At 48.6% G+C, this 22,822-nt stretch carries 25 protein-coding genes and 1 pseudogene; 21 read left to right on the forward strand and 5 right to left on the reverse strand.

Features of this window, described 5'->3' with window-relative positions; genetic code table 11:
* The first annotated feature begins 127 nt into the window (after positions 1-127).
* Positions 128-805 carry a ribose-5-phosphate isomerase RpiA gene (gene rpiA, locus M0R33_RS15885; protein ID WP_292571334.1) on the forward strand — a complete coding sequence of 226 codons (678 nt, stop codon included), beginning with the start codon at positions 128-130 and terminating at the stop codon, positions 803-805.
* Between the two features lie 200 nt (positions 806-1,005).
* Here the strand turns inward: rpiA and M0R33_RS15890 are convergent.
* Positions 1,006-1,197, reverse strand: a pseudogene (locus M0R33_RS15890) (IS5/IS1182 family transposase); the annotation flags it as partial.
* A gap of 325 nt (positions 1,198-1,522) precedes the next feature.
* On the opposite strand from M0R33_RS15890, the gene M0R33_RS15895 reads away from it, so the two are divergent.
* Complete coding sequence (locus M0R33_RS15895) at positions 1,523-1,840, forward strand: hypothetical protein (protein ID WP_292571337.1); 318 nt, start codon at positions 1,523-1,525, stop codon at positions 1,838-1,840.
* A gap of 132 nt (positions 1,841-1,972) precedes the next feature.
* Positions 1,973-2,449 (forward strand): NifB/NifX family molybdenum-iron cluster-binding protein, encoded by a 477-nt coding sequence (locus tag M0R33_RS15900; RefSeq protein ID WP_292571339.1) that lies wholly within the window; start codon positions 1,973-1,975, stop codon positions 2,447-2,449.
* Positions 2,450-2,533: 84 nt separating this feature from the next.
* Here the strand turns inward: M0R33_RS15900 and M0R33_RS15905 are convergent, their stop codons facing one another.
* Positions 2,534-2,842 (reverse strand): hypothetical protein, encoded by a 309-nt coding sequence (locus M0R33_RS15905; protein ID WP_292571342.1) that lies wholly within the window; start codon positions 2,840-2,842, stop codon positions 2,534-2,536.
* Between the two features lie 45 nt (positions 2,843-2,887).
* Here M0R33_RS15905 and M0R33_RS15910 point away from each other — a divergent pair, with 45 nt between their 5' ends.
* The 3 genes from M0R33_RS15910 to M0R33_RS15920 all read left to right on the forward strand — a co-directional run bounded on the left by M0R33_RS15910 (position 2,888) and on the right by M0R33_RS15920 (position 5,691).
* A complete protein-coding gene (locus tag M0R33_RS15910) occupies positions 2,888-3,184 on the forward strand; it encodes a hypothetical protein (protein WP_292571345.1) in 297 nt (98 codons plus the stop codon).
* Between the two features lie 263 nt (positions 3,185-3,447).
* On the forward strand, positions 3,448-3,978 hold the full coding sequence (locus tag M0R33_RS15915; protein WP_292571347.1) for a J domain-containing protein: 531 nt from the start codon (positions 3,448-3,450) through the stop codon (positions 3,976-3,978).
* 225 nt (positions 3,979-4,203) lie between these two features.
* Positions 4,204-5,691 carry a flagellar hook-length control protein FliK gene (locus M0R33_RS15920; protein ID WP_292571351.1) on the forward strand — a complete coding sequence of 496 codons (1,488 nt, stop codon included), beginning with the start codon at positions 4,204-4,206 and terminating at the stop codon, positions 5,689-5,691.
* Positions 5,692-5,724: 33 nt separating this feature from the next.
* Here M0R33_RS15920 and M0R33_RS15925 read toward each other — a convergent pair whose 3' ends face one another.
* On the reverse strand, positions 5,725-6,951 hold the full coding sequence (locus M0R33_RS15925) for an amidohydrolase family protein (protein WP_292571354.1): 1,227 nt from the start codon (positions 6,949-6,951) through the stop codon (positions 5,725-5,727).
* Between the two features lie 80 nt (positions 6,952-7,031).
* On the reverse strand, positions 7,032-8,996 hold the full coding sequence (locus tag M0R33_RS15930) for a TonB-dependent receptor plug domain-containing protein (protein ID WP_292571357.1): 1,965 nt from the start codon (positions 8,994-8,996) through the stop codon (positions 7,032-7,034).
* Between the two features lie 343 nt (positions 8,997-9,339).
* On the opposite strand from M0R33_RS15930, the gene M0R33_RS15935 reads away from it, so the two are divergent.
* The 4 genes from M0R33_RS15935 to M0R33_RS15950 all read left to right on the forward strand — a co-directional run bounded on the left by M0R33_RS15935 (position 9,340) and on the right by M0R33_RS15950 (position 12,839).
* Complete coding sequence (locus tag M0R33_RS15935) at positions 9,340-10,299, forward strand: AraC family transcriptional regulator (RefSeq protein ID WP_292571360.1); 960 nt, start codon at positions 9,340-9,342, stop codon at positions 10,297-10,299.
* A 170-nt stretch (positions 10,300-10,469) separates the two neighbouring features.
* A complete protein-coding gene (locus M0R33_RS15940; RefSeq protein WP_292571363.1) occupies positions 10,470-11,081 on the forward strand; it encodes a nitroreductase family protein in 612 nt (203 codons plus the stop codon).
* Between the two features lie 15 nt (positions 11,082-11,096).
* Positions 11,097-12,131 carry a class 1 fructose-bisphosphatase gene (locus M0R33_RS15945; RefSeq protein ID WP_292571366.1) on the forward strand — a complete coding sequence of 345 codons (1,035 nt, stop codon included), beginning with the start codon at positions 11,097-11,099 and terminating at the stop codon, positions 12,129-12,131.
* Between the two features lie 3 nt (positions 12,132-12,134).
* On the forward strand, positions 12,135-12,839 hold the full coding sequence (locus M0R33_RS15950; RefSeq protein WP_292571369.1) for a helix-turn-helix domain-containing protein: 705 nt from the start codon (positions 12,135-12,137) through the stop codon (positions 12,837-12,839).
* Between the two features lie 185 nt (positions 12,840-13,024).
* Here the strand turns inward: M0R33_RS15950 and M0R33_RS15955 are convergent, their stop codons facing one another.
* Positions 13,025-13,270, reverse strand: coding sequence for a hypothetical protein (locus M0R33_RS15955; protein WP_292571371.1), 246 nt, complete (start codon positions 13,268-13,270; stop codon positions 13,025-13,027).
* Between the two features lie 784 nt (positions 13,271-14,054).
* Between M0R33_RS15955 and M0R33_RS15960 the strand changes: the two genes are divergently transcribed.
* The 11 genes from M0R33_RS15960 to M0R33_RS16010 all read left to right on the forward strand — a co-directional run bounded on the left by M0R33_RS15960 (position 14,055) and on the right by M0R33_RS16010 (position 22,270).
* Positions 14,055-14,621: a hypothetical protein gene (locus M0R33_RS15960; protein ID WP_292571374.1), complete on the forward strand. Its 567-nt coding sequence runs from the start codon at positions 14,055-14,057 to the stop codon at positions 14,619-14,621.
* Positions 14,618-16,291, forward strand: a complete 1,674-nt coding sequence (locus tag M0R33_RS15965; RefSeq protein ID WP_292571376.1) for a hypothetical protein — start codon at positions 14,618-14,620, stop codon at positions 16,289-16,291. The genes M0R33_RS15960 and M0R33_RS15965 overlap by 4 nt, the downstream gene beginning before the upstream one ends.
* A gap of 11 nt (positions 16,292-16,302) precedes the next feature.
* Positions 16,303-17,661, forward strand: a complete 1,359-nt coding sequence (locus M0R33_RS15970; protein WP_292571377.1) for a hypothetical protein — start codon at positions 16,303-16,305, stop codon at positions 17,659-17,661.
* A 3-nt stretch (positions 17,662-17,664) separates the two neighbouring features.
* The gene (locus M0R33_RS15975; RefSeq protein WP_292571380.1) at positions 17,665-17,859 is read left to right on the forward strand and encodes a CopG family transcriptional regulator; all 195 of its coding nucleotides are present in this window, start codon (positions 17,665-17,667) and stop codon (positions 17,857-17,859) included.
* A 79-nt stretch (positions 17,860-17,938) separates the two neighbouring features.
* Entirely contained in the window at positions 17,939-18,175 is a 237-nt protein-coding gene (locus tag M0R33_RS15980; RefSeq protein ID WP_292571382.1) for a hypothetical protein, read from the forward strand.
* Positions 18,172-18,573, forward strand: a complete 402-nt coding sequence (locus M0R33_RS15985) for a type II toxin-antitoxin system VapC family toxin (protein WP_292571384.1) — start codon at positions 18,172-18,174, stop codon at positions 18,571-18,573. The genes M0R33_RS15980 and M0R33_RS15985 overlap by 4 nt, the downstream gene beginning before the upstream one ends.
* Before the next feature lie 43 nt (positions 18,574-18,616).
* Positions 18,617-19,861: an NUDIX hydrolase gene (locus tag M0R33_RS15990; RefSeq protein ID WP_292571387.1), complete on the forward strand. Its 1,245-nt coding sequence runs from the start codon at positions 18,617-18,619 to the stop codon at positions 19,859-19,861.
* A gap of 96 nt (positions 19,862-19,957) precedes the next feature.
* Positions 19,958-20,302 carry a hypothetical protein gene (locus tag M0R33_RS15995; RefSeq protein WP_292571389.1) on the forward strand — a complete coding sequence of 115 codons (345 nt, stop codon included), beginning with the start codon at positions 19,958-19,960 and terminating at the stop codon, positions 20,300-20,302.
* 213 nt (positions 20,303-20,515) lie between these two features.
* The gene (locus tag M0R33_RS16000) at positions 20,516-21,196 is read left to right on the forward strand and encodes a CsgG/HfaB family protein (protein ID WP_292571391.1); all 681 of its coding nucleotides are present in this window, start codon (positions 20,516-20,518) and stop codon (positions 21,194-21,196) included.
* A 25-nt stretch (positions 21,197-21,221) separates the two neighbouring features.
* Entirely contained in the window at positions 21,222-21,647 is a 426-nt protein-coding gene (locus M0R33_RS16005; protein ID WP_292571394.1) for a DUF4810 domain-containing protein, read from the forward strand.
* Entirely contained in the window at positions 21,644-22,270 is a 627-nt protein-coding gene (locus M0R33_RS16010) for a GNA1162 family protein (protein ID WP_292571396.1), read from the forward strand. Before M0R33_RS16005 ends, M0R33_RS16010 begins: the two co-directional genes overlap by 4 nt.
* The last annotated feature ends 552 nt before the right edge of the window (positions 22,271-22,822 follow it).

A 22,822-nucleotide genomic window follows, 5' to 3' on the forward strand; every position in this document is an offset into this window, starting at 1 on the left:
TAAAGTCTCCACATCCCTGCCCGCGCAAAAACTGCTGAGAGATTGGCTTTAATCGGTTATTATCCCACACATACGCGACAGCATCGTCGCGGCCGATTCAAGCAACCCCTCATCAGGAATAAAAACAATGACCCAAGATGAATTAAAAAAACAAGTAGCGGCAGCGGCTCTGCAATATCTGAAAAATGTGCCTGTCATCGGCATGGGTACCGGCTCCACCGTTACCCACTTGATCAATCAACTGGCCGACTGCGATTTTAAACACGATATCGAAGCGGCTGTTTCCAGCTCGATCAAAACCACCGAACATTTGCAATCCATCGGCATCAAAGTATTGGAATTGAACCAATCCGGCGATTTGGAAGTGTATGTGGACGGCGCCGATGAAGTCACCCCGCACAGAAAAATGCTGAAAGGTGGCGGCGGCGCCTTGACCCGCGAGAAAATCATCGCCGGCGCCAGCAAAAAATTCGTTTGTATCGTCGACGAAAGCAAATGCGTGGATGTAATGGGCAAATTCCCGTTACCGGTCGAAGTACTGCCTTTATCGCGCAGCTTCGTGGCCAGACAGCTGGCTAAATTGGGCGGCACGCCTGAGTTACGCATGAACAAGGACACCGGCCAACCTTACATCACCGACAACGGCTGCGAAATTCTGGATGTCTACAATCTAAGCATTGTCGACCCGGTCGGCATGGAGCAATCCATCAACAATATCCCGGGCGTGATCACCAACGGCCTGTTTGCGATGCGTGACGCGGACGTGGTGTTGGTCGGTAAAGGTTCGGAAGTAATTACGTACTGATCGGGCGCCAAAACCCGCATAAAAAAGCCGCCTGGATGGGCGGTTTTTTTACGCCTTGTTTATAGGCGAATCCCCACCTGGCTGAATTTCTTGATCTCAACGCGGCTGAACTTTTGCTCTTGACCGTTCGCCGTCGAGCAACAATCGGCCATCAAGAGACATTGAAGAATTGAAAAACACCCTCCGTTGAATGTCAGCTCCTAGCAGAAAAACTGACATGCCAAAGCGATGACGCTTTCAAAATTGCGTTTCTGTTTGTCATATCGAGTTGCAATGGCTCTGAAATGCTTGAGCCGCGCAAACACATTTTCAACGAGGTGGCAATATTTGTCGAGGCACCAATTCAACTCATCGTTACCGACGGTTGAATTCTGTTTTCTTGGAATGACGGGGCCAAGTCTTGCAATCAAGTATTGCAAATAAACTTGAACGACAGGTATACATTTTACTGCAGCCATTAAAGTCGGAAGTTTCAAGGTCAGCAAGGGATCGGCTTTACCCGGTCCATTTCGAAGCGGAGTCCGGCAGTTGATTAAGCGCAACTGTTACCATTCAAACATCGACATTCCAACAGATTCCCATTTGTTGCAAACGTAACATATAAGCGCCGCCTTTTTTATCAATTAATCAATCACTTAAAAATTGGCGCAAAATATGAATTAAGCGAGCATGCAGAAATCAATGCTGTGTTCGATTGCTTATCATTTTACGGTGCTTATGTCTGAAATCATCCAGTTCCCCATTTCCAACAAACAACAAAAATCAGATCTTGATGCGGTTATCGATGAAGCACTAAGAGCCATCCCGAGGAAAGACAGAGAAAATCTCAGGTTTGAGTTGATCAAAACGATAGACAGCTACGATGCCTTTTTTACTGAATGGTCCTTGAGTCTGCCCGAGGATAGTAACGAAACACTCAGAAAACAAATCTACGATATTGCGCATCAGGAACATGATCGAAAAATACGCATGCTGAAAGACATTATGAGACTAAAAATTAAAGTGTTGGTTGCGGAATACCAGCCACGAAAGTAACTCGGTTTGTACTTAGCGATCCGGCCCCGTAGCCGTTGGATTCGCAAGGCCAGGATCAACAACGTCAAAGACAATCGATTGTAAGACCTTGCCCGGGTCGTTCTTTGGCCCAAATTCATTGAGGAGTGTCATATGAATCAGCTTGCTGATGTAAATAGTGTTGCGGAGCTTGAAGTCGATGGAAATAAGCTGATAGTCGCTTTTGCAAGTTCGGATGGCGAAATTGTCAATCAGCATTTTGGTTCGTCTTTGGGGTTTCATGTCTATGGTATTGATGGCAGTACCGCTTCGCTATTGGCGGTTAAGTCGTTTGGTAAGGAAAAACGTGACGGGAACGAAGACAAATTAAAGCCTAAGCTTGCCTGGTTAACGGGGTGCGATATGGTTTATTGCGGCTCTGTCGGCGGTACTGCGACAAATGAGTTGATCAAATTGGGCGCTCATCCTGTAATCGTTAAAGGCGGCCCCGATATTGATGAAATCATTACCGAGTTACAAAAAGAAATTACCGGGACCATGTCGCCGCTGCTGGAACGCATCTTCAAACAAAAAACCGGTAAAGATAACAGCCGTTTTGAAGAGATGGCTGACGAAGAATGGGATGAATAAAGATGCCGGCCCATGTTGCCTAAATGCAATCCAAGCACCTAGACCACGCTTTTGAGCGGATCAGGCGCGCGGCAAGCTCATGGTTTATTCATTATCGCCTGCCAGGGCAGCGTCCACAGCGCGCAAAATATACTCATTGTCACGAATATGCCGTGCGAGTTCCATGATCTCTTCATAGGCGTAATGGTGCAAATTGAAACTCATCTTGTCGATTTGTTTGTCGTCAATAAAAATATCGAGTACCAATAGCACAGTGTTGTCATGCTGATGAGCGTCATCGAGTAGCTTAACGCTGGACACGATTCTCATATGTTCATCAATGTTATTGATGTATCGCAACGCCGATAAATGCTCGATTTGCGTGGGGGTTAATAGGTTTTTAGGGGGCATCATGATGCTTAACGCTGGTTATCTGGAATCATTGACTTTACAAAGTTCATGCCAAATTTATTGGTATGGATTCCTGATGTCTACCCAACGAAGATAAACCGTTTCGTAACCATTAAAAGACAGGGCAAAACCGGGGTAAAAATCGTTGATTTAGCGGATGATACGCTCAAGTTCCACTATAAATTGTTGGTTGAAGCCTGCCAGTTTAATGTTGCGGACATTGTTGACCGCGCGTTGCCCCTCCGTATGACGCTACGCCGCCAATTGAGCAGTGCCGGATGCCAGGCATCTGTGACAACAGTTAATCCGTTGTCTGCCGGGAATCAGCGAATAGTTGCAAGTTAAGTAGTGGGTAAAATTCTGCCGTTAAGGTAGTGCGTGGCTTTCCAAATGGTTACCCCTAAAACTAACTCGCTTACCTGTTCGATGGGGGCTTAGAGGGTAGAGCCCGATCCGGGTGTGCCATTTTATTGGTGTGCAATTTGCTTGCTCATTAAATATTCTGTTCGAAGGGGCTATTTTTGTCGTGTTTACTTCAATCCATCCCACAATTGTTGCAAGCGCATGGACCGGCGGTCAATGTGACGGCGAAGCCAGGGAGGCAGCGCTTGGATGACGGGTCCGTGTATGAGGAAGAATGGGTCATCTGGAATGGCGCTCACGGCCTCGTCTCCACGGTGACGATTGAGCGGGTCGAAGTCGGCAGCTGCGATAGAAACGCATGGCTGGCTGAACCCTTCGACATGGTGGGCCCTTTCAGCCTTGACGAGCTAAAGACACACGGTCGAATCGGCTTCGCCGCCTGTATCGTCATGTCACGCCAGAGATGGCAAGATGACCAAGTGGAACTGCGGCGGGAGTCCCTGAGAATACGCCGCGCTACAAAACAACGGATAAACGAGAATTTTGAGCGCCTTTACGGCGGCCAGGGTCGGCATCAAGTCAACCGCAAGCCTGTCGGCGAGCGGCAACATCGTCAGACACTCAATCTGCCAATCGACGGGAGGCTTGAGCCATCCCAGATCAAGGCGGCTTTTCGGCGACTCGCCCAAAAGGCGCATCCCGACGCCGGGGGCAGCAACGAACAGTTCATTCGCATTACGGAAGCGCGCAACGCGTTGCTCGAGTACATTGCCTGATGGCTACGTGCGAACTGAGCGGGAAAGGTACAACACCTTGTCGACCCGTCATCGCAAGCCAAAAACCCGAACAACTTTAAATTGCGTTAATTTAAGCGATCGGCATGGTATAAGTTTGCTACCATCCATGGCCGCCTCGGCTTGCAAGGCGATACGGAGTCTTTCTTATGCAAAACATATTGTTACCGCATCCTGCTTTAAACCCGCCAATTTAAGCGCGTTGCCATGGATATCAATCTACCGCTAAGCGCCAACATTCAGGCGACTCTGAATAAAGTCGCGGACGGCGGACTCAACTTAAAAATCAACCAAGTTATCGATGCCAAGGTGGTGGATACGCAGATCATGCTGGATACCCTGACGGTCAAAATGAATAATAAAACCATCAACTTGCAGGCTCAATTACCCATCACGCTACAAGCCGACCAAACCTTAACACTGCAAGTCGTCAAATTGCTGCCCAGCCCGGAGTTTAAAATTATCGCGGCGCTGTTACCGAACCCAGACACGCCCGACCAGCCGCAAACGCCCAACATGCCTTTGTTAAAACTGGTCAATGTCCCGGCCCCCGCCAATCCGCCGCTCAATCAAAACCCGAATCAGCTGTCCCAAGGCCAGCAGCTGCAAGCGACTGTCGTCACCGTGTCAGGCGACAAACTGACGTTGCAGTTACAGCCGGCCAACGCCGCGCCAGGCCAACAGCCCTTGCAGTTGACGCTAAACACCAGCCAACTGGTGGCAACCAACCAGAATACCTCACTCCCGGATGCGAAACTGAATCCAGCCGCACTGAAACCCGGTATGCAAGTTACCTTACAGCTACTTGATGCCGGCAACAGCCCTAAATTCTCCCTGACGCCGGCAAGCTCCGCTAACGAACAACCGATTGTGGAAGCATTAAAGCAATTACTGCCTATCCAAAGCTCACCGGCACCGTTACTCAACCAACTGCAGCAAGTCATGCCGCATTTACAAGCCGATGCCAGCGTCGCCGAAACCCTGAAACAATTGGCCCGGGAAATTTTGCTCACCATACCGAATAAAACTCAGTTGAACGACCCTGGCGAATTAAAGCAGGCGGTCAATCAATCCGGTTTGTTTCTGGAAGCCAAACTGCTTGAATTGTTAGCGGGTAAATCCGATCTGTCCTTGCAGGACGACTTCAAACTGAAATTGAATAAACTGATTCAGCAGCTGAATCAAGAGTTGGCCAGCCAAGCGCACGATAAAACCAGGGGAAATCTGGAATTACTGAAGGACAGCCTACAAAAAGCCCAAGGCGCACTGGCCAAACTGACCCTGGATCAACTCAACTCGCTGCCGAAAGAGGAATCGCCCAAACAAGCCTGGAGCCTGGAGCTACCTTTTTATCACGACCAAAACGCCGATAGCGTCAGAATAGAGATAGAACAGGACAAGGCCGGCGGCGGCGATAATCAACAGCAGAACTGGGCGGTGAGTATTACCATCACCCCCCCCGGCTTGGCCACCATTCATTGCAAGGTCTCCTGTTACGACGGCTCGGTGAATACTCGCTTCTGGAGCGAAGCCGCCGACACGGTGTATAAAATTAACGACCACCTGGACTACCTGAAACAACAATTCGAGAAAAACGGATTAACCGCCGGCTTTATGGAAGCCCATCAAGGTCAACCCGCGCAAACCGATGGCAGTAAACCGCTGATCACAAACCTGTTAAACGAAAAAGTTTAAGCGTGGCTGATTCAACATACCCTTATTGCTTAACTACCGTTCCGTCTGGGTAAAATGATTCACCACTATCTTACCGCCGGAAATCACCAAGTCCGGGTATTCCAGTAATTTCAAGGATTGCAAGGGGTCGCCGCTAACGGCGATCAGATCGGCGGGCGCGCCCGGCAATAACGTACCCAGCAAAGGGATATTCAAATAAGCCCCGGCTTTTGCGGTTGCTGTTTGCAAAACCTCCAACGACGTCATACCCGCCGCTTGTCGCAAATACAGTAATTCCTGTGCATCGATGCCCCAGGGAATATCGGCATGAGCAATTTCGGCCCCATAATACAATTCAGCCCCCATGGCGGCCAAACGTTCTACATTACTAAAAATACCCGCACATTTTGATAAGGTATCGATGGTAGCGACAACCTTGACTTTCTGCTGGACGGCTTGCCGCAACTGTGCATCCGGCAGGGCCGTGCACGGCGCATGCGCCCATTCGTCGATACCGGCATCCAGCGCGATTTGCGTACCTGTTGTTTCGGCGATATGCGTGCTGACTATACGACCCAACGCATGCGCCTCGTCGACGATCGCCTTAACCATAGACAACGACAACAATGGCCAGTTTTGACTTGTGGATGCCGGCTGATGCTGCGACTCCGTATGCAAGTGTTGACCTGCATGGACATGGGTTTTCGACCAAGGCGCACCCGCTTCACCACCCGGCTCCAACGCCACCTTGATTACCACGGCACCGCCGGCGACTAAGGCGCGCACGGTTTCCCGCGCCTGGGTTTCGGTTGCTACCGGTATGGCGATGTTATGTTCGCCCAGGCCGGGAATCGGATAACCGTTAGGCGCGGTTATGATGGGGCCAGAAGTCATCACACGCAGACTACCGTTACCGCCATAGGGCGCATGTAGCGGCCCGCCAACATCCCGCAATGTGGTGATGCCGTGCCTAAGCACAACTTCGGCCGGCACCTGCCGAAAACTCAAGTGGGCATGTAATTCGATAAAGCCGGGCAACACGGTGGCATCGCCCAGTTCGATTCGAGCGAAGCCTCTATGGGTAAAAGCCTCCGGGCTATCGATTTTGACAATCTTGTCATCCGCAACCAGTACCACAGCGTCGGTACGTATACTGTAGCCATCGAAAACCCTGGCTGCGTGGATAACATAACTGTCGGCGAACGCCGAATAGCTAGATAAGGGTACAGCGGCACAGCATAGCCATGTCAAACCATTGAGAAGGCGCAAAGTAAGTTTCATGAGGCTGAATGAATTTTAAAGCGTGATGCGGTATCGACCCAGGATCGATACCGCATACCCTAACCGACGGCGCAAACGGCCTAAAAGCTGGCGGAAATACCGATTTGGCCCCAGCGACCCGGCATCGGATAGCCTTGGCGATAGGAATAATCGCGGCTCAACAGGTTTTCCGCCGCAATAAACACTTCGCCTTGCTTACCCAATAGCGGGATGGGATAAGCAGCCCTGGCATTCACCACCACAAACGAGGCGACGGTTTGGGTGTTTGAATCGTTGGCATTGCGGTCGCGGTTGAGGGTGAAAGTCTCCGACTGGTATTGCGCGTCGAAATTCAGCCTGACCTTCTCAATCCGGCCGTTAAGACCGACCGAGACCATCCGCTCCGGGGTATACGGCAAATTATTGATACTGGGATCAAGCAAGGTCACCCCGGCAAACACGCTCCAGTCTTGCATGATGTCCTGTTTGAACGAACCTTCGAAACCGCGCATGGCGTATTCGCCCAGACTCAGAAAAGTCGGGGCGCCGGGAAAAAATCGGAACACATAGCGATTTTTCACCCTATCGTTAAAAAAGCTCAAATCGATTTGCGTGCCGTCGAAAGGGGTAAATTTGCCGCCGAACTCCGCATGCTGCACCTCTTCGGCACGCAGATCCCGCCAGGTATCGCCGAGCGGGACGATATATTTCGCCAAGGTTGGCACTTCCAAACCGGGAAAATGAATGCCGCGCGAGAAATTGGCAAACAGGGTTACCCGATCCGACGCCAAGGAAATACCGGCATGCGGCGACGACTCCGAATCGAACCGGCTATGGTCGTAATAACGTACACCCGCCGAAGGCACCAAGGCCCAATCTTGACTAAGCTGAAAAGTCTGATTCAGCGCCACGAACGGCGAGGTCAGACGAAAGGTGGGCGTATCGTAGCTAAAACTGTTGGCCGGCGCGCTATGGTTAACATCGCTGATGCCGCCGGAAGTCCAGTCGCTATCCACCCCACCGATCAGCTCGCCGCCCCGCCAGGGCGCGAGGGTTTCTTTCCAGCGCAGGCCGTACATATCGAAATCCGACAAGGTATCCACGGTAGGATTGCCGCGTCCCGGGTCCTGATACGCCAACCAGTCGCCCCTGCCGGTGTTCATATACAACTTCAAATCGCCGTGAACGCTAGCGTGTTGATGCGACAAATCCATCGACACCAGACCCGCCTCGGTGTTGTAGCGCGGGTCTGTCGGCTGGGCCAGTTGGATATTACCGGGATCGCCCGCCTGGCTATTCACATACAAAAAATGCGAACCGATTTTCCAATTTTGATTGAGGCGGTAGCCGACACTGCCCATCACATTTTTCAGCTCGCCATCGGCATTATGCCGATGGCCGTTAGAGGTCGAATAACCTTGCGCCAACGAGAAATCCAGATCGCCTTGCTTGCCGGTAATATCGGCCTGTTCGATGAAGGTGCCGAAATAGCCGCCGGAAAAACGTCCGTGCCCGTGTATGCCGTCTTGCACCACCTGCTTGGTTTCCAGATTGATAGAGGCAAAATTATTGCCGTTCAAATAAGGTTGCGGACTCTTGTACACCGTAATCGACTGCATACCGTTTACGGGCAGAAAATCCAATAACGGGTGTCCCCAAACCCCCATCAGCAAGGGAATACCGTCGATATAGGTATTGATTTCGCTGCCCGGCCTGCTATTGCCCATGCCACGGATAAACACCCCGCCGCCTTCATTACCGCCGAAGGCACCGACCGGATTAAAGCGGGAAATCTGCACGCCCGGTGTGCGGCGTAAAGCCGAGGCCAAATCGACGGCATTTTGATCGCGGATCTGCTCATCGCTGACTACCGCGGAAATATCGGAAAACGCGTCCAGTTTGTTTTCGTCAATAATCGGATTGGCAATCACTTCAGTTCCTTGCAGTTCGACCGGGTTTTCCTCCGCCAGGGCCGGCACCAACGAATTGAGCGATAACAGGCAAACCAATAAAGGCTTGCCCCAAGACAGTATCTCAAGAGACTGATAGGTATTTCTTCCGCGCATACTTTTTCCGTTTTAACAATGTGATCAACACTACCGACAATCCTGCCGGCAGCCGTTCGCTCGGCTTTGATTGTGCTTAGCGAGGCGCTTAACATCGACAGCCGATATTGCGGACCACTATAAGCAATTGCCGCCGCGGCTTTTTATGACAAACGGAGTCTTTGTTATGGCAAAAGGATAATTTGAAGAAAAATTGGGGATTTCAGGCGTTATCCGCGACAAAATAAGCGATATAACATAGCTTAATGCCATGGCCCGCCGCGATGGCGCATTCCGGGCCTATCCCTAATCGGGACTGTTTATTGCTTAGATATCGCCTGCAAATGCAAGCAAAGGTAATAAGATGCAAATCAATTCCTCTAGTCTTTGGCGAATCGACCCTGCTGACGCTCAATGGCAAGCCGCTTCGGAACCCAACGGCCTGATTCAAGCCCTTCCTGACAGCATTGGTTTTTGCCAATCGAAAATGTTTAAACTGGATGCGGATTTAAACTACATAGAAACACGCTACAACCCCAAGCGCCATATCGCCATTTGCAGCCGAATGCCTCCACAAGCGCCCCGCATGGTGTTAACCCTGGGTTTATCGGGCGGTTCCCGTTTTGAGAACAGGCAAGGTAATTTGATCAACTTCAAATCCGGTTACAGCACTATTACCACGTTCAATGCCAGTGAAGGCAGCCGTCAATACCAGGGCGATCAGGTCGTGACCCAGCTGCGGTTTTCAATGACGCAAGCCTGGCTGGAACAATATTTCGGCGAGGGCGCTTTTACGGCCTGCTTTAAACAAAATGCCCTGCAGCTGGTCAGCCAGCGCCCCAGTGCGGCCGCCACCTTACTAGCAGCGCGCGGCTTGCTGCAAAATTCGCTACCCGCCAATGCCCAGCCATTATTCCGGCAGGGCCAGACCATGGCGATTGTGGCAAACGAATTAGGCTGTTTACTCAGCGCTACTGAAGTGCAATCCACACGCCTTTCAGCCCAGGAAAAACGGTTCGCCGAGCTGGCCCGAGACATTTTGTGCACGGAATATAAAAATCCGCCTAGCGTGGCCGAACTCAGCAAACGGGTAGGCACCAATCCGTTCAAACTTAAACAGTTATTCCACCGCCATTTCAACAGCACGCCCTACGGTCTGTTACTGGAGATCAGAATGGAAAATGCCTACCGTTTATTGACTAGCCAACATTACCCGGTCGGTATGGCGGCCGAAGCCGTGGGTTACCAATACCCCGGCAATTTTAGCGCGGCATTTACCAAGTATTTTGGCTTTCCCCCCAAACAGCTGTCCCGCCGAAGCTAAGCAGCGCTGCCGACAGGCGCAGCAGTCAGCATTAAGCGCGTTAATCTTGTTACAATACCGGCCACGATTTGCTGTTCCGGCGGTTCAATCAATAGCCTTTATTAAACACCTTGGCCTACGCCAGCAAAAACATCTGACTACCCCTTTAACGTTATAGATCAGGACCGTGTATGGACACCCAACTTGCCATTCAATTGCGCCGCGCCGTCAAGCAATTCGACCCGGAACATCGTCTGAGCGAACCAGAAGTCGAATCGCTCATCTCGTTAGCCATGTTATCCCCAACCGCTTTCAACATTCAGCATTGGCGTTTCGTGCTGGTCCGCGACCCCGAGCTACGCCAGCAAATTCGCCAAGTGGCCTGGAACCAGGCCCAAGTCACCGACGCGTCGTTATTGGTAATCCTCTGCGCCGATCTGAAGGCCTGGCAAAAACAACCGGAGCGCTACTGGCGCAATGCGCCGCAAGCCGCTCAAGATTTTTTACTGCCGGCCATTCGTGATTATTATCACCACAAACCGCAGGTCGAGCGCGACGAAGCCATGCGCTCCTGCGGCATCGCCGCCCAAACCTTGATGTTGAGCGCCAAAGCCATGGGTTATGACACCTGCCCGATGGACGGCTTTGATTTTGCGGCAGTCGGCAAGTTGATTCGTTTGCCTGCTGATCACGTCATCAGCATGTTCGTCGCCATCGGCAAAGCCCTGCAACCTGCCCAACCGCGCGGCGGTCAATTAGCTATGCAGGAAGTTGTGTTCACAGACCGCTTCGATTCACTTTAACTCAACCAATTCGCCATGACTCAAACCCCGAAAAGTCCTACCGAACAAGTCACCCTGACCCAATTCATTATCGAGCAACAACGCGGCCTGCCGGATGCATCCGGCACCTTTACCCTGTTGCTGAACAACATTGTCACCGCCTGTAAACAGATTTCCCACCGCGTCAACCGCGGCGCCCTGATTGGCGTACTCGGCAGCGCCGGTTCCGAAAACGTACAGGGAGAGGTGCAGAAAAAACTGGATATCATCACCAACGACATCATGGTTAAAGCCCTGGATTGGGGCGGGCATTTGGGCGGCATGGCCTCGGAAGAAATCGACGACCCGATCAAAATTCCCAAGCAATATCCCAAAGGTAAATATCTGGTGTTGTTCGACCCATTGGACGGCTCGTCCAATATCGACATCAACCTGACCGTCGGCACCATCTTTTCGGTGTTGCGTTGCCGAGAGGGCGTGGAACCGGAAACCGAGGATTTTCTGCGCAAAGGCAGCGAACAGGTCTGCGCCGGCTTTGTTACATACGGTCCTTCCACCATGCTGGTATTGACCACCGGCAATGGTGTCAACGGTTTTACCCTGGACCAGGACATCGGCGAGTTTATTCTGACTCACCACAATATGCGTATCCCCGAGGAAACCGGCGAATTTGCCATCAACATGTCCAACCAGCGTTTCTGGGAACCGCCCGTGAAACGTTATATCGACGAATGTATCGCCGGCCAGGAAGGCCCGCGCGGCAAAAATTTCAATATGCGCTGGGTGGCATCCCTGGTGGCTGATGTATACCGTATTTTGAATCGCGGCGGCGTGTTTTTATACCCCTACGACTTACGCGATCCCGACAGGCCGGGCAAACTGCGCCTGATGTACGAAGCCAACCCCATGGCCTTTATTATCGAGCAAGCCGGAGGCCTTTGCAGCACGGGTGTTGAACGGATTATGGACATCAAACCGCACGATATTCACCAACGGGTGCCGTTAATCTTTGGCTCTAAGAGCGAAGTCGAGCGCCTGATCAGCTATTATCAACAACCAACAAACAACTAGAACGTGACCCTAACCCAAGTTAGCTGCATCAATTGCAGTTTAGACAATATTTGCCTGCCACGCGGCTTGTCGCAAACCGAAATCGACAACATCAGCCAAGTAGTAAAAGCCAGAAAAACCCTGCAGCGCGGCGATTTCATTTATCGCGAAGGCGATAACTTTAAAGGTATCCTGGCCATCAAATCCGGCAGCGCCAAGCTGGTTGCTAACGATAACCACGGCAACGAGCATATTCTGAATATCCTGCTGCCCGGCGAATTGCTGGGCTTTGACGGTTTGTCGGACGAAAAACACGGCTGCGCGGCCATTGCCCTGGAAACCATGACCTTCTGCATACTGCCGGCCGCCAACATGGAGCAACTGTTTCAAAACCTGCCCAGCCTGACCCGGGAGCTATTCCGGCATTCCGGCGAAAAAATGTTGGTGGATAAAAATCAGCTGGTGCTAAGCAAGCGCCCCGCCGAAGAACGTCTGGCCTATTTTCTGATCAGTTTGTCGGAACGTTTGAAACGGAGAGGCTTTTCCTCATCCGAGTTCAAACTGTCACTCACCCGGCAGGAAATCGGCAATCATTTAGGTCTGGCCTTGGAAACCGTCAGCCGCTTGCTGAAAAAATTCCAGGATGATGGTCTGATTGTGGTGCAAAACCGCTTTATCCAAATCAAAAAACCGCACTCATTAAAAAACTTGCTGGAGCCGTCGAATTAACCCTTGCAAGCACACCTTTTGCTTGTCAAATTTCGGCACTTCAATTCCCTCTCCTGCCGGAGAGGGTTAGGGTGAGGAGACTTTAATCAGGTCGGAATCAATAGGGGTAGTTAAGAGGCCGGCCTGCGATGCACCCAGCCCTACCCTCAACAAACAGTCTCGCCAATATAGCCACGCATAATTTGTCAGGCTGTCGGCCGATTTCTGACTTTTTTGACCAAAAAAACAAACAGAATAAATGCCGAGCAAGAACCGACCAAGACGATTTGTTCAACCTGTTTTGGCGGCATCACGACAATAAAGCCCTGCCCTTTGATCAAAGCAGAAAAACTCGACACGCAAAACGGCATGGCAAACAACCTAAAAACCTGCCATTTATCGCTACGGTGACCCTGTTGGGTAGAGACACTCAATAGCAAAGCAACACCCACAAAAAGGCTTAAAGCTAGCGAGTTCAGCCAAATTCGAAGCGCCGCATCGAAGTAGTAACAGACAATGACGAGATACCAAATAAGGTAACACCAAAGGGCTGTTTTCCCTTTTGATAAATTAGCAAAGTAATCCAGCATACCTGTGTGAGTCTGCCTATGTTTAAATGACGTCTCAGTATAAATAGCAACCGTATGGCGTCAAATCGCTATTCACCGGTCTAGCCCCTGCCAATCAAAAAACATGTCATTGAGGTTTTTTTTATTCGCGCTTTCGCGGTAATTTTTTGGCTCGATAACCCGGCCAGCACATTCCAGCGCAATACCCCGCATATTCCCCCCCCCCAATCAGCCAGCCATTCCGAATCAAAACCATCACGCGTTCCGATGAAAAAAGCTCATCAGTGCTGATACGATGATGCCGGTATTTAACGATAGCTATCGAAAGCAATGAACTGTCACACTCGACCCAAACCGGCCCCACACAAGAACATTTTCAGCGTCAACTTCATTTACAAAGCTGCCAGTCCAAATCCCTGGATAGGCACACTAGAATCAGTTCGCTATTGCAAACGCCGCAGTAAAAACTCCCACAGTTCTCCCATTACAAGCAATCTATTTTCCTGGATACTTTGCCCCATGTTGAGACGGCAGGTTTACCAAAACCAGCAGATTCAGCCAGCAGGGCAAAATGCTCTGGCAACACATTTATATTGATTAAGAATATTAAAACAGCGCCGTGACGAATCCAGCGCTGAAAACCAAACAACGTCAGGAGAACATCAACATGAACAGATTGCCAGAAACGGTCGCCCACAAATTCATCGAATTGTTCACGGTGATGAACAATGCCGCAGACGACCTTAAAATGGCCGGCGCTGATGCTCTTTTACTGGGAGATTTTGCGCAAGTGGGGAACATCACGGATGCTTGCCGCCAATTGCAAATGTTGGAAATGGACATCAAAGCCATCGTAAACAACAGCGATGCCAAATATACGGCCAGATCAACAGAAAAGCCCAGATTCTACAAAAAGGACGGTAATCGCACCCGCAAACAAGGCAGCTTGTTAAGAGTCACCTTGGCAGGCAAAGTGATCGAGGAAGCCACCATCAAGGAAACCTTTGTGAAAACCTTGCGAGTGTTTGGTCTGGATCGCGTCGCCAAGCTCAATAAAACGGTTACCTCGGTACCGCTGTTAGCCAGAACCCCGGTCAACGGCTATCAAAACCAAAGACGCTGCGACGGCTGGTACATCACCACCCACGTCAATATGTACACCGCCAAAAACGTGCTGGAGGAAATCGGCAGACAGTTGAATATGCCGGTTAAAGTCGAGTTTTTCGAGCGTTGATTGCGCAATCCAAGAACGTAAATAGACTTTCAGAAAACAACAGAAAATCCATCATGAAAATGCCCGAAGAGTTGAATCACTTGCAGCAACTGGCCGAAACCAATTCGAAAGCGCAATTTGCGTTGGCGTGGTTTTATTTACCTGAGGAGATAAAACAAAAAATGAATTTTATTGACGAACGTTATAGTGAATATCAACTCGCTGCGCTTGAAGGTTTGTCGATTGGAGAAGAAATTGTATTTCCTATTACCCATTATCAACATGATCTGAGCCAAGGTTTCGAATGGCTCAAAAAGTCAGCAGAGTCGGGTTTTAAAGAGGCTTACTATCCTTTGGCATTCCTATATTTGGATCAAGAATATATTTTTGAGGCTGAAAAACTGGCTAAACAATCTGAAAATTCTGGCTTTAAGGAAAGCAATCTAATACTTGGAAAAATTAACGCTCAAAGACAGCAATATGCGTTGGCATACGATTATTACGTTAAAGCATTACATGCCGGCATTCAACTAGCTTATGGCCCAATGATGAAAATTGTTCTAAAGGGGTATGTCGACACAGATCAAGCAAAAACCGACATTGAAAAATTCAAGCCATTTATGCAGGACAGGCTGAAAAAAAACTTAGAACGTTGCAATGATAATCGATTTTTTGGACAAGAAATTAAATTCGCGGGTCTTCAAGAAATAGATGTTCCTACTGACGAAGATGATGACAACGAATTTGAAAACTCGCTTGAGAGGATTGAAACAGACTACCAATGGATGGCTGATCAATTGGTGGAAGTTGGTCAACAAAGTATTAATCGAATGCGGGAGTTGCAGGCCAAGGACCGGGAATTGGAAGAAACCATGGCCATGTTCGCCCATAAGTTCCGCAGTCCGCTGGATGCGATTCTCTACAACACCAACCATGAACATCAGCCCAAGTTGTATATTCAAGCGGCGCAAACCATGCAGAGTTTGCTGGATATTTTCAGCACAATTGCCACCGATGCCGAGCATTTGCAGGAGCGTTTGGTACAGGATAATCAAGGTAATGGCAATTTGATGAATGTGCTGACTAAAACGCTGGATATGATTTTGCTGCATTTGCTATCGGTATCGGCCAGCGAGAAAATTCAGCAGCATTATGTGCGCTATGCCAAGGCACAGGGTTTGTGTCCAAACGAGATCAGCGACAAACAATGGAATGAGGATTATTTTGAACTGGAACAACAACTTCAGGCCGAATGGGAACACAGTTTTGCCCAATTGCTGAATCAGTCACCAACGATCCAACAGCGCTTGGCATGGCTTGAACCGCGTTTTTTCAAGCTGGAACTACAAGGCTTTGATGCGAGCACGATACAATTTCGCGACTACGGCATCACTGAGTCGTTTCTAACCATATTGCTCAATGAGATTTTGGTGAACGCCTTTAAATACTATGCTTCGGATGAACAGCAGGCAGTCGTTTTGGCATGGACGGAACAAACAGGGTATCAAGTGTTGAGTTGCCGCAACCCCTGTACAGATAAAGAGCGCAGCAAGCTAAAAGGCAGTGGCAAAGGCCATACCTTTTTATCCGCACTGGCTCGCAAAAGTGGCAGTCAATTTACCAAGCCCAAAGTCAATGATGATTTTGTCTTAGAATTTGGCATCGCCAACCAATTATTAATTACCAGCTAGGGAGTCAAGCGATGAGTTATTTCTTGTGGGTAGAAGATTTTGAAAACAACCCAAAAGTTACGGCAAGTAATGTGTTTTCCGGGGTTTTGGATGAGCGTTTATTTGCTGATGATCGGCGCGTAATCAGAAAAGAATTTAAGCGGCATGGTGTATTTGTCGAATTAAATTTCCAAGATGGTTTGTCTTTTATAAAAACCAATTTGGATAAAATCGACTATATCATTCTAGATATTGATTTGCCTGCTTATGGTGTTGATGGTATGGGTGACCATGTTTTACAGTTATTAAAGGATTTTGAAGGTTATCAGATTGATGAGGATGAACAAAAAAATGAGGTCGCCAGGAAAAGTGCATGCAATGAATTAAAACAAATCGCCGGGTTTTATTTGTACACGCAACTGGTTGTTGAACTAGGTTTTCCAAAACAGCACATCTTATTTTGTTCAAATCATGGTGATAACACCAAGACCATTCAAGACGCATTCAAAACCGCAAAAATTGCTTTGCCCAAAATCTATTTAAAATCTGATTCTGATGTACAGGCTTGGGTGAAAGAGCGGCATGAAAATGCGTATTCACGTTTGAGAAGAGGGATTGTTGAAGGCTGTCGTTATTTACTAGATAAACCATTACGATTTGATAGATATAGTGCTGATAAGGAAAAAACTGTAGTTCTGGATGTTGAAAACTATTTAGCCCTATTAAGTGGCTTTTTCTCACTGAACGAACCAGAAAAATTATCTACCGCCTATAAACTGTTTGTACGCACGTTAGCTCATGAGTGGGATGAAGTTGTAAAGCCAAGGAAACTAGATAAAGACCAAGTTTCTCTGGCATTTTCCTGGATCATGAAAATGACTCGAAACTGGTCTGCACACACCACGGTATTTGAGCAGTTATCAGAACAGGATGTTGCATTTTTATTTATGGTTAATATGCGGGCCATGTTTGATTTGGGGGCTGAGCTTGCTTCCTATGAACGCTACTTATTAAAGTTATTTGAACAACCGCTTGAGCAAGAAGTTTTTAATGAAAAATGTGGTAAAGACTATAAAAGTAGACAAATACCATTAACTCAAAGTTACGCAGCGATGTTAGACAAGTATGGTACAAACTTTGAGGCGATTAATTTCCATGATTTACTTAATGAACTTCAGAAAAAACAAACCCAAAACAATCAGTTCCTGATAAAAGGGCTTTATCAAGTTTTTTGGTTTTTAACGTCGTTTGGCAGAGTTTATATCGATCCTTACAAAGTTCAAGATCAGAAGTATTTGAATTATCAATTCAATTATTTTGATTATAAATCTCAAGAATACTTGATCGAAATCGGTCACCATATCTACCACCGCAGCTTCCCCGAGGCCTAACACATGACCACCCTACAAACCCAAATCCCAGACCAACTCCTGCAACAAGCGCAATATCTGGTACAACAAGGCTGGGTCGCCAATATGGACGAATTGATTGCTGAATCCATGCGCCGCTATCTGGAGTCACACCGTGAAGCCATGACCGAGCAATTCATTCGAGAGGATGTTGAGTGGGGTTTACATGGAGCAGGCTGATTGTTAAACGCATCGACGGAAGGGTTTTGCCAACGTTGGCAAGACCTATTTATAAACCCAACTTTTAAGAGGTGAAACCATGAAAACCCTGCAATTCACCACTCATATAGAAAACAACGCCCAACTGCATTTATCGCTACCTGCTGAATATGCCAACCAGGATGTCGATCTAGTGGTGATTATTCAGCCGCGCCAGGAAAGCATGGAACGGCAAAACTGGTTGGCGTTTATAGATCAAACCTATGGTTGTTTGGCGGGCGATCCTTTAGAACGTCCCGAGCAACCGGCATTGAACGACATTGATGCGCTGCTATGAAGTATTTACTGGACAGCAATGCCTGCATCGTTTTTCTGAACAAGCGCTCTGACAAGTTGAAACACCGGCTGGAATTGTGCGAGCCTCAACAACTTGTCTTATGTTCGGTGGTCAAGGCGGAACTGCTCTATGGGGCGATGAAAAGCCAGCACCCACAAGCCAGCTTGCACAAGGTTGAAAACTTCTGCGGCCATTTCCTATCCTTGCCGTTCGATGATAAAGCCGCCGAGTATTACGGCAAAATTCGCAGCGAGTTAAGTGCCATAGGCAAGCCTATTGGCGCCAATGATTTCATGATAGCCGCTATCGCATTGGCCAATGATGTTACTTTGATTACGCACAATACCCGCGAATTTAGCAGGGTCAACGGCTTGCTGTTAGAGGATTGGGAGCTATGAGCCCCGTGCGCTATCTATTATTCTTCAGATTAAGGAAAATCGCATGCCGACTGCCGAATTGATCCAATCCCTACTTCCCCATCTCCCCCGTTGTGCCGAAGAAGACGGCGATTTTTATAGCGTGCCGTGCGAAGAGTTGATCGCTGTGCTGTGCCAAAGCCAGGCTTTCGAACCGGCGATTGCCGAAAACACGATTGCTTTGCTGGAAACCTTGCTCGATACACTGGCGGTATTGGATAGAAACTGTCTGCAAAACGGCGAATGGCGGTTCGTGTCGTTTCCGGCACAATTACTGGCTACTTCGGTTTTAACAGCGATGAGCGAAGGCGAGTCAAGTTTTTTTGCCGTCAATTTCTGGAACACCCAGGCGAGTGACAACGAGCAAAAGGATCGGCAGCGCGATATGTTGCGGGTCATTGAACAGGCCAGACTGGATCATCACGCCAGACGGCAGGCACAACCGATTCGTTACTGCTACGTGGCCTGGAGCATCATCAAGCTGGATGGCAAAATTTTGTTTTATCAGCGCGAGGACACGCATAAGCGTTTCGACAAAGCGGCGGGCGATTATGGCTTACTCGGCGGGCGCTGTAATCAAACCGATGTGGCCGGTATGTCCGACAAAGCGGCGTTGTTGCAGGCCTTGCAATCCGCAAATTCTCAGCTCATTAAAGACGCTTTGCCGCAAACCTTGCGGCGGAAACTGCGGGAAGAAGCGGGTTTGTTGTTCGAAGAGCATTACCGCTTCAAGCTTTGGCGCGGTTTGAAACCTTACCGACAAGTGCAAGGTGCGGCGCCGAATCATGCTTTGACCGAATATTATCTGGCTATTTTCCAGATCAAATTAACCCTGGAAGGCTATTTGTTTTTGCAGCAGCGTGTCGCTAAAGATGAGCGTTTGGCTTGGCTGACAATGGCCGACATCGAACGCGGCGAAAGTAGCGATGGCAAGATTCCTTATATCAAGGCCTTGTATGACGATTTTGCTGGCGACCGTTCGGCTTTGGTTGCGGCCTTGGCCGAATTGCCTGAGAGTTTTGCTTCTGTTTATTTGTCGGATAAAGATAAATTCGGCATTAGCTTACCCATCTATCCAGACAAACCGGTTTTTGCCGGTGTATTGGGCAAGGAAAAAGCCTTGGATTTAGTCTTGAATGCCAGACAATTGGCATTGATTCTAGGTTTGGCGGCACATCTACGCGGTTTTAAGTTCGATTCGCTTGAAGAGTTTATTGTTTTACATCCGCACGGCTGGGTAGAAGTGGATGATTTGTCACCGTTAAGGTAAGAATTAACTGAATTGCTTGCTCTACTTTCCGGAAGCGAGTTAGTGATGGAAAGTCGTCGCGACCGTTTGTTCAGGCTGTCTATTAGGCCTGACATGGTGTTCTTTGCTGATGAGTTGTTTTCGTTTTCAGTAAATCTAGCGGATTTGCATGGTGTCCAAAATAAAATCCCAGCCACTATTAGCCGGCGCGCCTTTGATACCGGCTTTGGTGTTGTGTTAGATAAAACCGAAGTATTCAAGCCGACATTGGATTTTGCGCATAAACTCAAATCTTTGTCAGAACACCCGTTTTCCGCTGACAATGATGACGGGGTAAAAATCGCAGACACGTATAAAAAAGGTCTGCATCAAGATTCGAGGCTCAAGGCGTTAGGCCTTAAGAGTTTGATTCGCCAGGATGGCGCTACCATTCGGTTTGTGTTGCCCTACGTTTGCCAATGAACCAAATAACAAACAGTGGCTAAACATGACGCCTGTAATAAAAAACTATAAGCTTATTATTTGCGTAGTCACTCAGTTCCCCTCTTAGAAAAAGAGGGGTTAGGGGAGATTTTACTGAATAAATCCCCCTCGATCCCCCTTTTACAAAGGGGGAGGTCAACGGTTATGTATGCAGATTTACAGTATTTCTATTCATTAAACAGGGAAATCCAAATGAAATTTTCTAAGCTGTTGGTTTTAATCATTTCGAGCTTGATCTTGTCCGGTTGTGTAAGCCGGGAGATCAACGAAAATGTTCAGGATCGCGGGCCGCAAGTGGCTTTTGCGCCGTTACCGGCGTCGAGCCGGATGACTATCGCTATTTCGCGCTTCACTAACGAATCAGTCTACGGTAGCGGGCTATTCACCGATGAGTCCGGAGACAGAATCGGTAAGCAAGCTGCAGACCTATTATCACGTCACCTTTTGGCAACGCAGCATTTCAATGTCGTTGAGCGTCAAGATATCAACAAGCTTAAATCGGAAGCTGAATTGATGGGGAAAAGCGAAGCGGAATTCAAGCAAAACCTAACGGGTGTCGATGCTTTGATCATGGGTTCGGTTGTAGAATTGGGTCGGGATACTACCGGCGGCGTCTGGCTGGTCGGAAAAGAGAAGACCCAGCGCGCACGTGCTAGGGTCGTATTGAGGTTGGTCGATCCTAAAACCGGGGCAGTGTTTTACAGTCAGGAAGGTTCCGGTGAGGCTTCTATTTCGGCGTCCAGTACTTTGGGTTTTGGCGGTAACGCCGGGTTTGACTCCACCCTTGAGGGTAAAGCGATTGATGCTGCAATTGTAAATATGATCAACAATGTGGTGTCGACACTGGATGCCCGCGGCAAGGCTCAACCGTAGTCGAAATATTGAAAGGATTCCGAACGTGAATTTACTGAAATTTCGCAGTCGAGCTACGATTTGTTTTACGGGCTTGATGCTGGCCGTGATGGTGACAGGTTGCGTCCCACCTGGGCTGTATTACTGGGGGGATTACGAAACCAGTCTTTTCGAACGTTATGTTGAAAACAATCCCCAGCATACCGATGCTTATCTGAACCAAACCCTGGTTGAGGCGGAAAGACAGCATAGAAAAGTGCCGCCGGGTGTTTATGCCGATTACGGATTTTTGCTGTATACCCGAGGCGATAAAGCCGGGGCCATCGAAAATTTTCAAAAGGAGCGCGCTTTGTACCCAGAATCGCAGGCATTGATGAATAAATTGATCGAACGGATTCAACAAAAAGAGAAAGCGGCTGATGTCGTCAGTACGCCTTCCGCAGAGCAGCAAGCCACAGGAGAGCAAAAGTGAGAACATTCGTCATCATTTTGCTGGCTGGTCTGATGCAAGGTTGCATTGCTCCGCAACATGCCAATCTGGATGCCTTTTACGCGCATCAACCGCGATCGATTGTGGTCGTGCCGGTGGTCAACGAGTCGCCGGAAGTCACGGCAAATTCCGTGTTCATCACCAGCATTACGCAACCATTGGCCGAGCGCGGCTACTATGTATTTCCGGTTTATTTGACCGATATGATCTTGCGCGATTTCGGACTGGTTGAAGCCGGGCATATTCATCAATTGCCCACCGAGCGGTTTTATGAATTGTTTGGCGCCGATGCCGTGTTATTCATCACTATCAAGGATTGGAGTACAAAATATCTTGTGCTGGCTTCCTCGGTGGTTGTATCGATGGAATATGTCTTGAAAGACACTAGAACCGGGCAAGTGTTATGGAAAAACGATCAAGGGTATGTGCACAGCTCGGGCGGAAGTGATCTGATAACAATGACTGTTTCTGCTGCCATCAATGCATTAATGACCGACTATCTGCCGTTGGCGAGACAAGCCAATTTCATGGCATTTCTGCCACCTAAAGGCATACCTGCAGGACCTTACCATCCTGAGTATCAGCAAGACAAAGGCAAGTTTTAGCCTTTTGTTGAAACCGTAATTTCTCGCCCCAAACGGCGGGTTTGTCAATTCTAAGCGGCTATTTGTAAATGGTCTTTGAATGTCACAAAGTGGCCGCTATGCATAGAACCTAACTATGAATAGAAGTAATCTACACCCCACGGGTTTCCTGCGACTAACAGTAGAGTCGCTATGCATAGTTTTAATGCTTGAAGGAAACGCGTAAACTTATTACCAGCTAGAATAAGGCTTCAAACTGGTTGCACATGGCGACATTCAAGCAAGTGAGCCACGAGTAGAGTATCAATTGGCACTGAAGCAGCCATCCTCATATGCGATGCCTGACAAATATTCTTTGAATTGTCTGAAGCGAATAAATTGTCATTTCAGAAAACCTGCAAAACTATGTAAAGCTTTTTAACTGATGACAGGTCGAAACATCAGTGAAATTAGGCTATGCAGCCGATAGCTTTTTAAGACTACTCATAGTTGCGTACTATGCATAGTGGCCGAAACTGTGAATTGGCTGATTTCAAAAAGGCAGTCTTTATCGTTGAAAACGATTCAAAGCTG

Origin of the sequence: Methylomonas sp., from assembly GCF_023228165.1 — a bacterium.
GTDB lineage: Bacteria > Pseudomonadota > Gammaproteobacteria > Methylococcales > Methylomonadaceae > Methylomonas.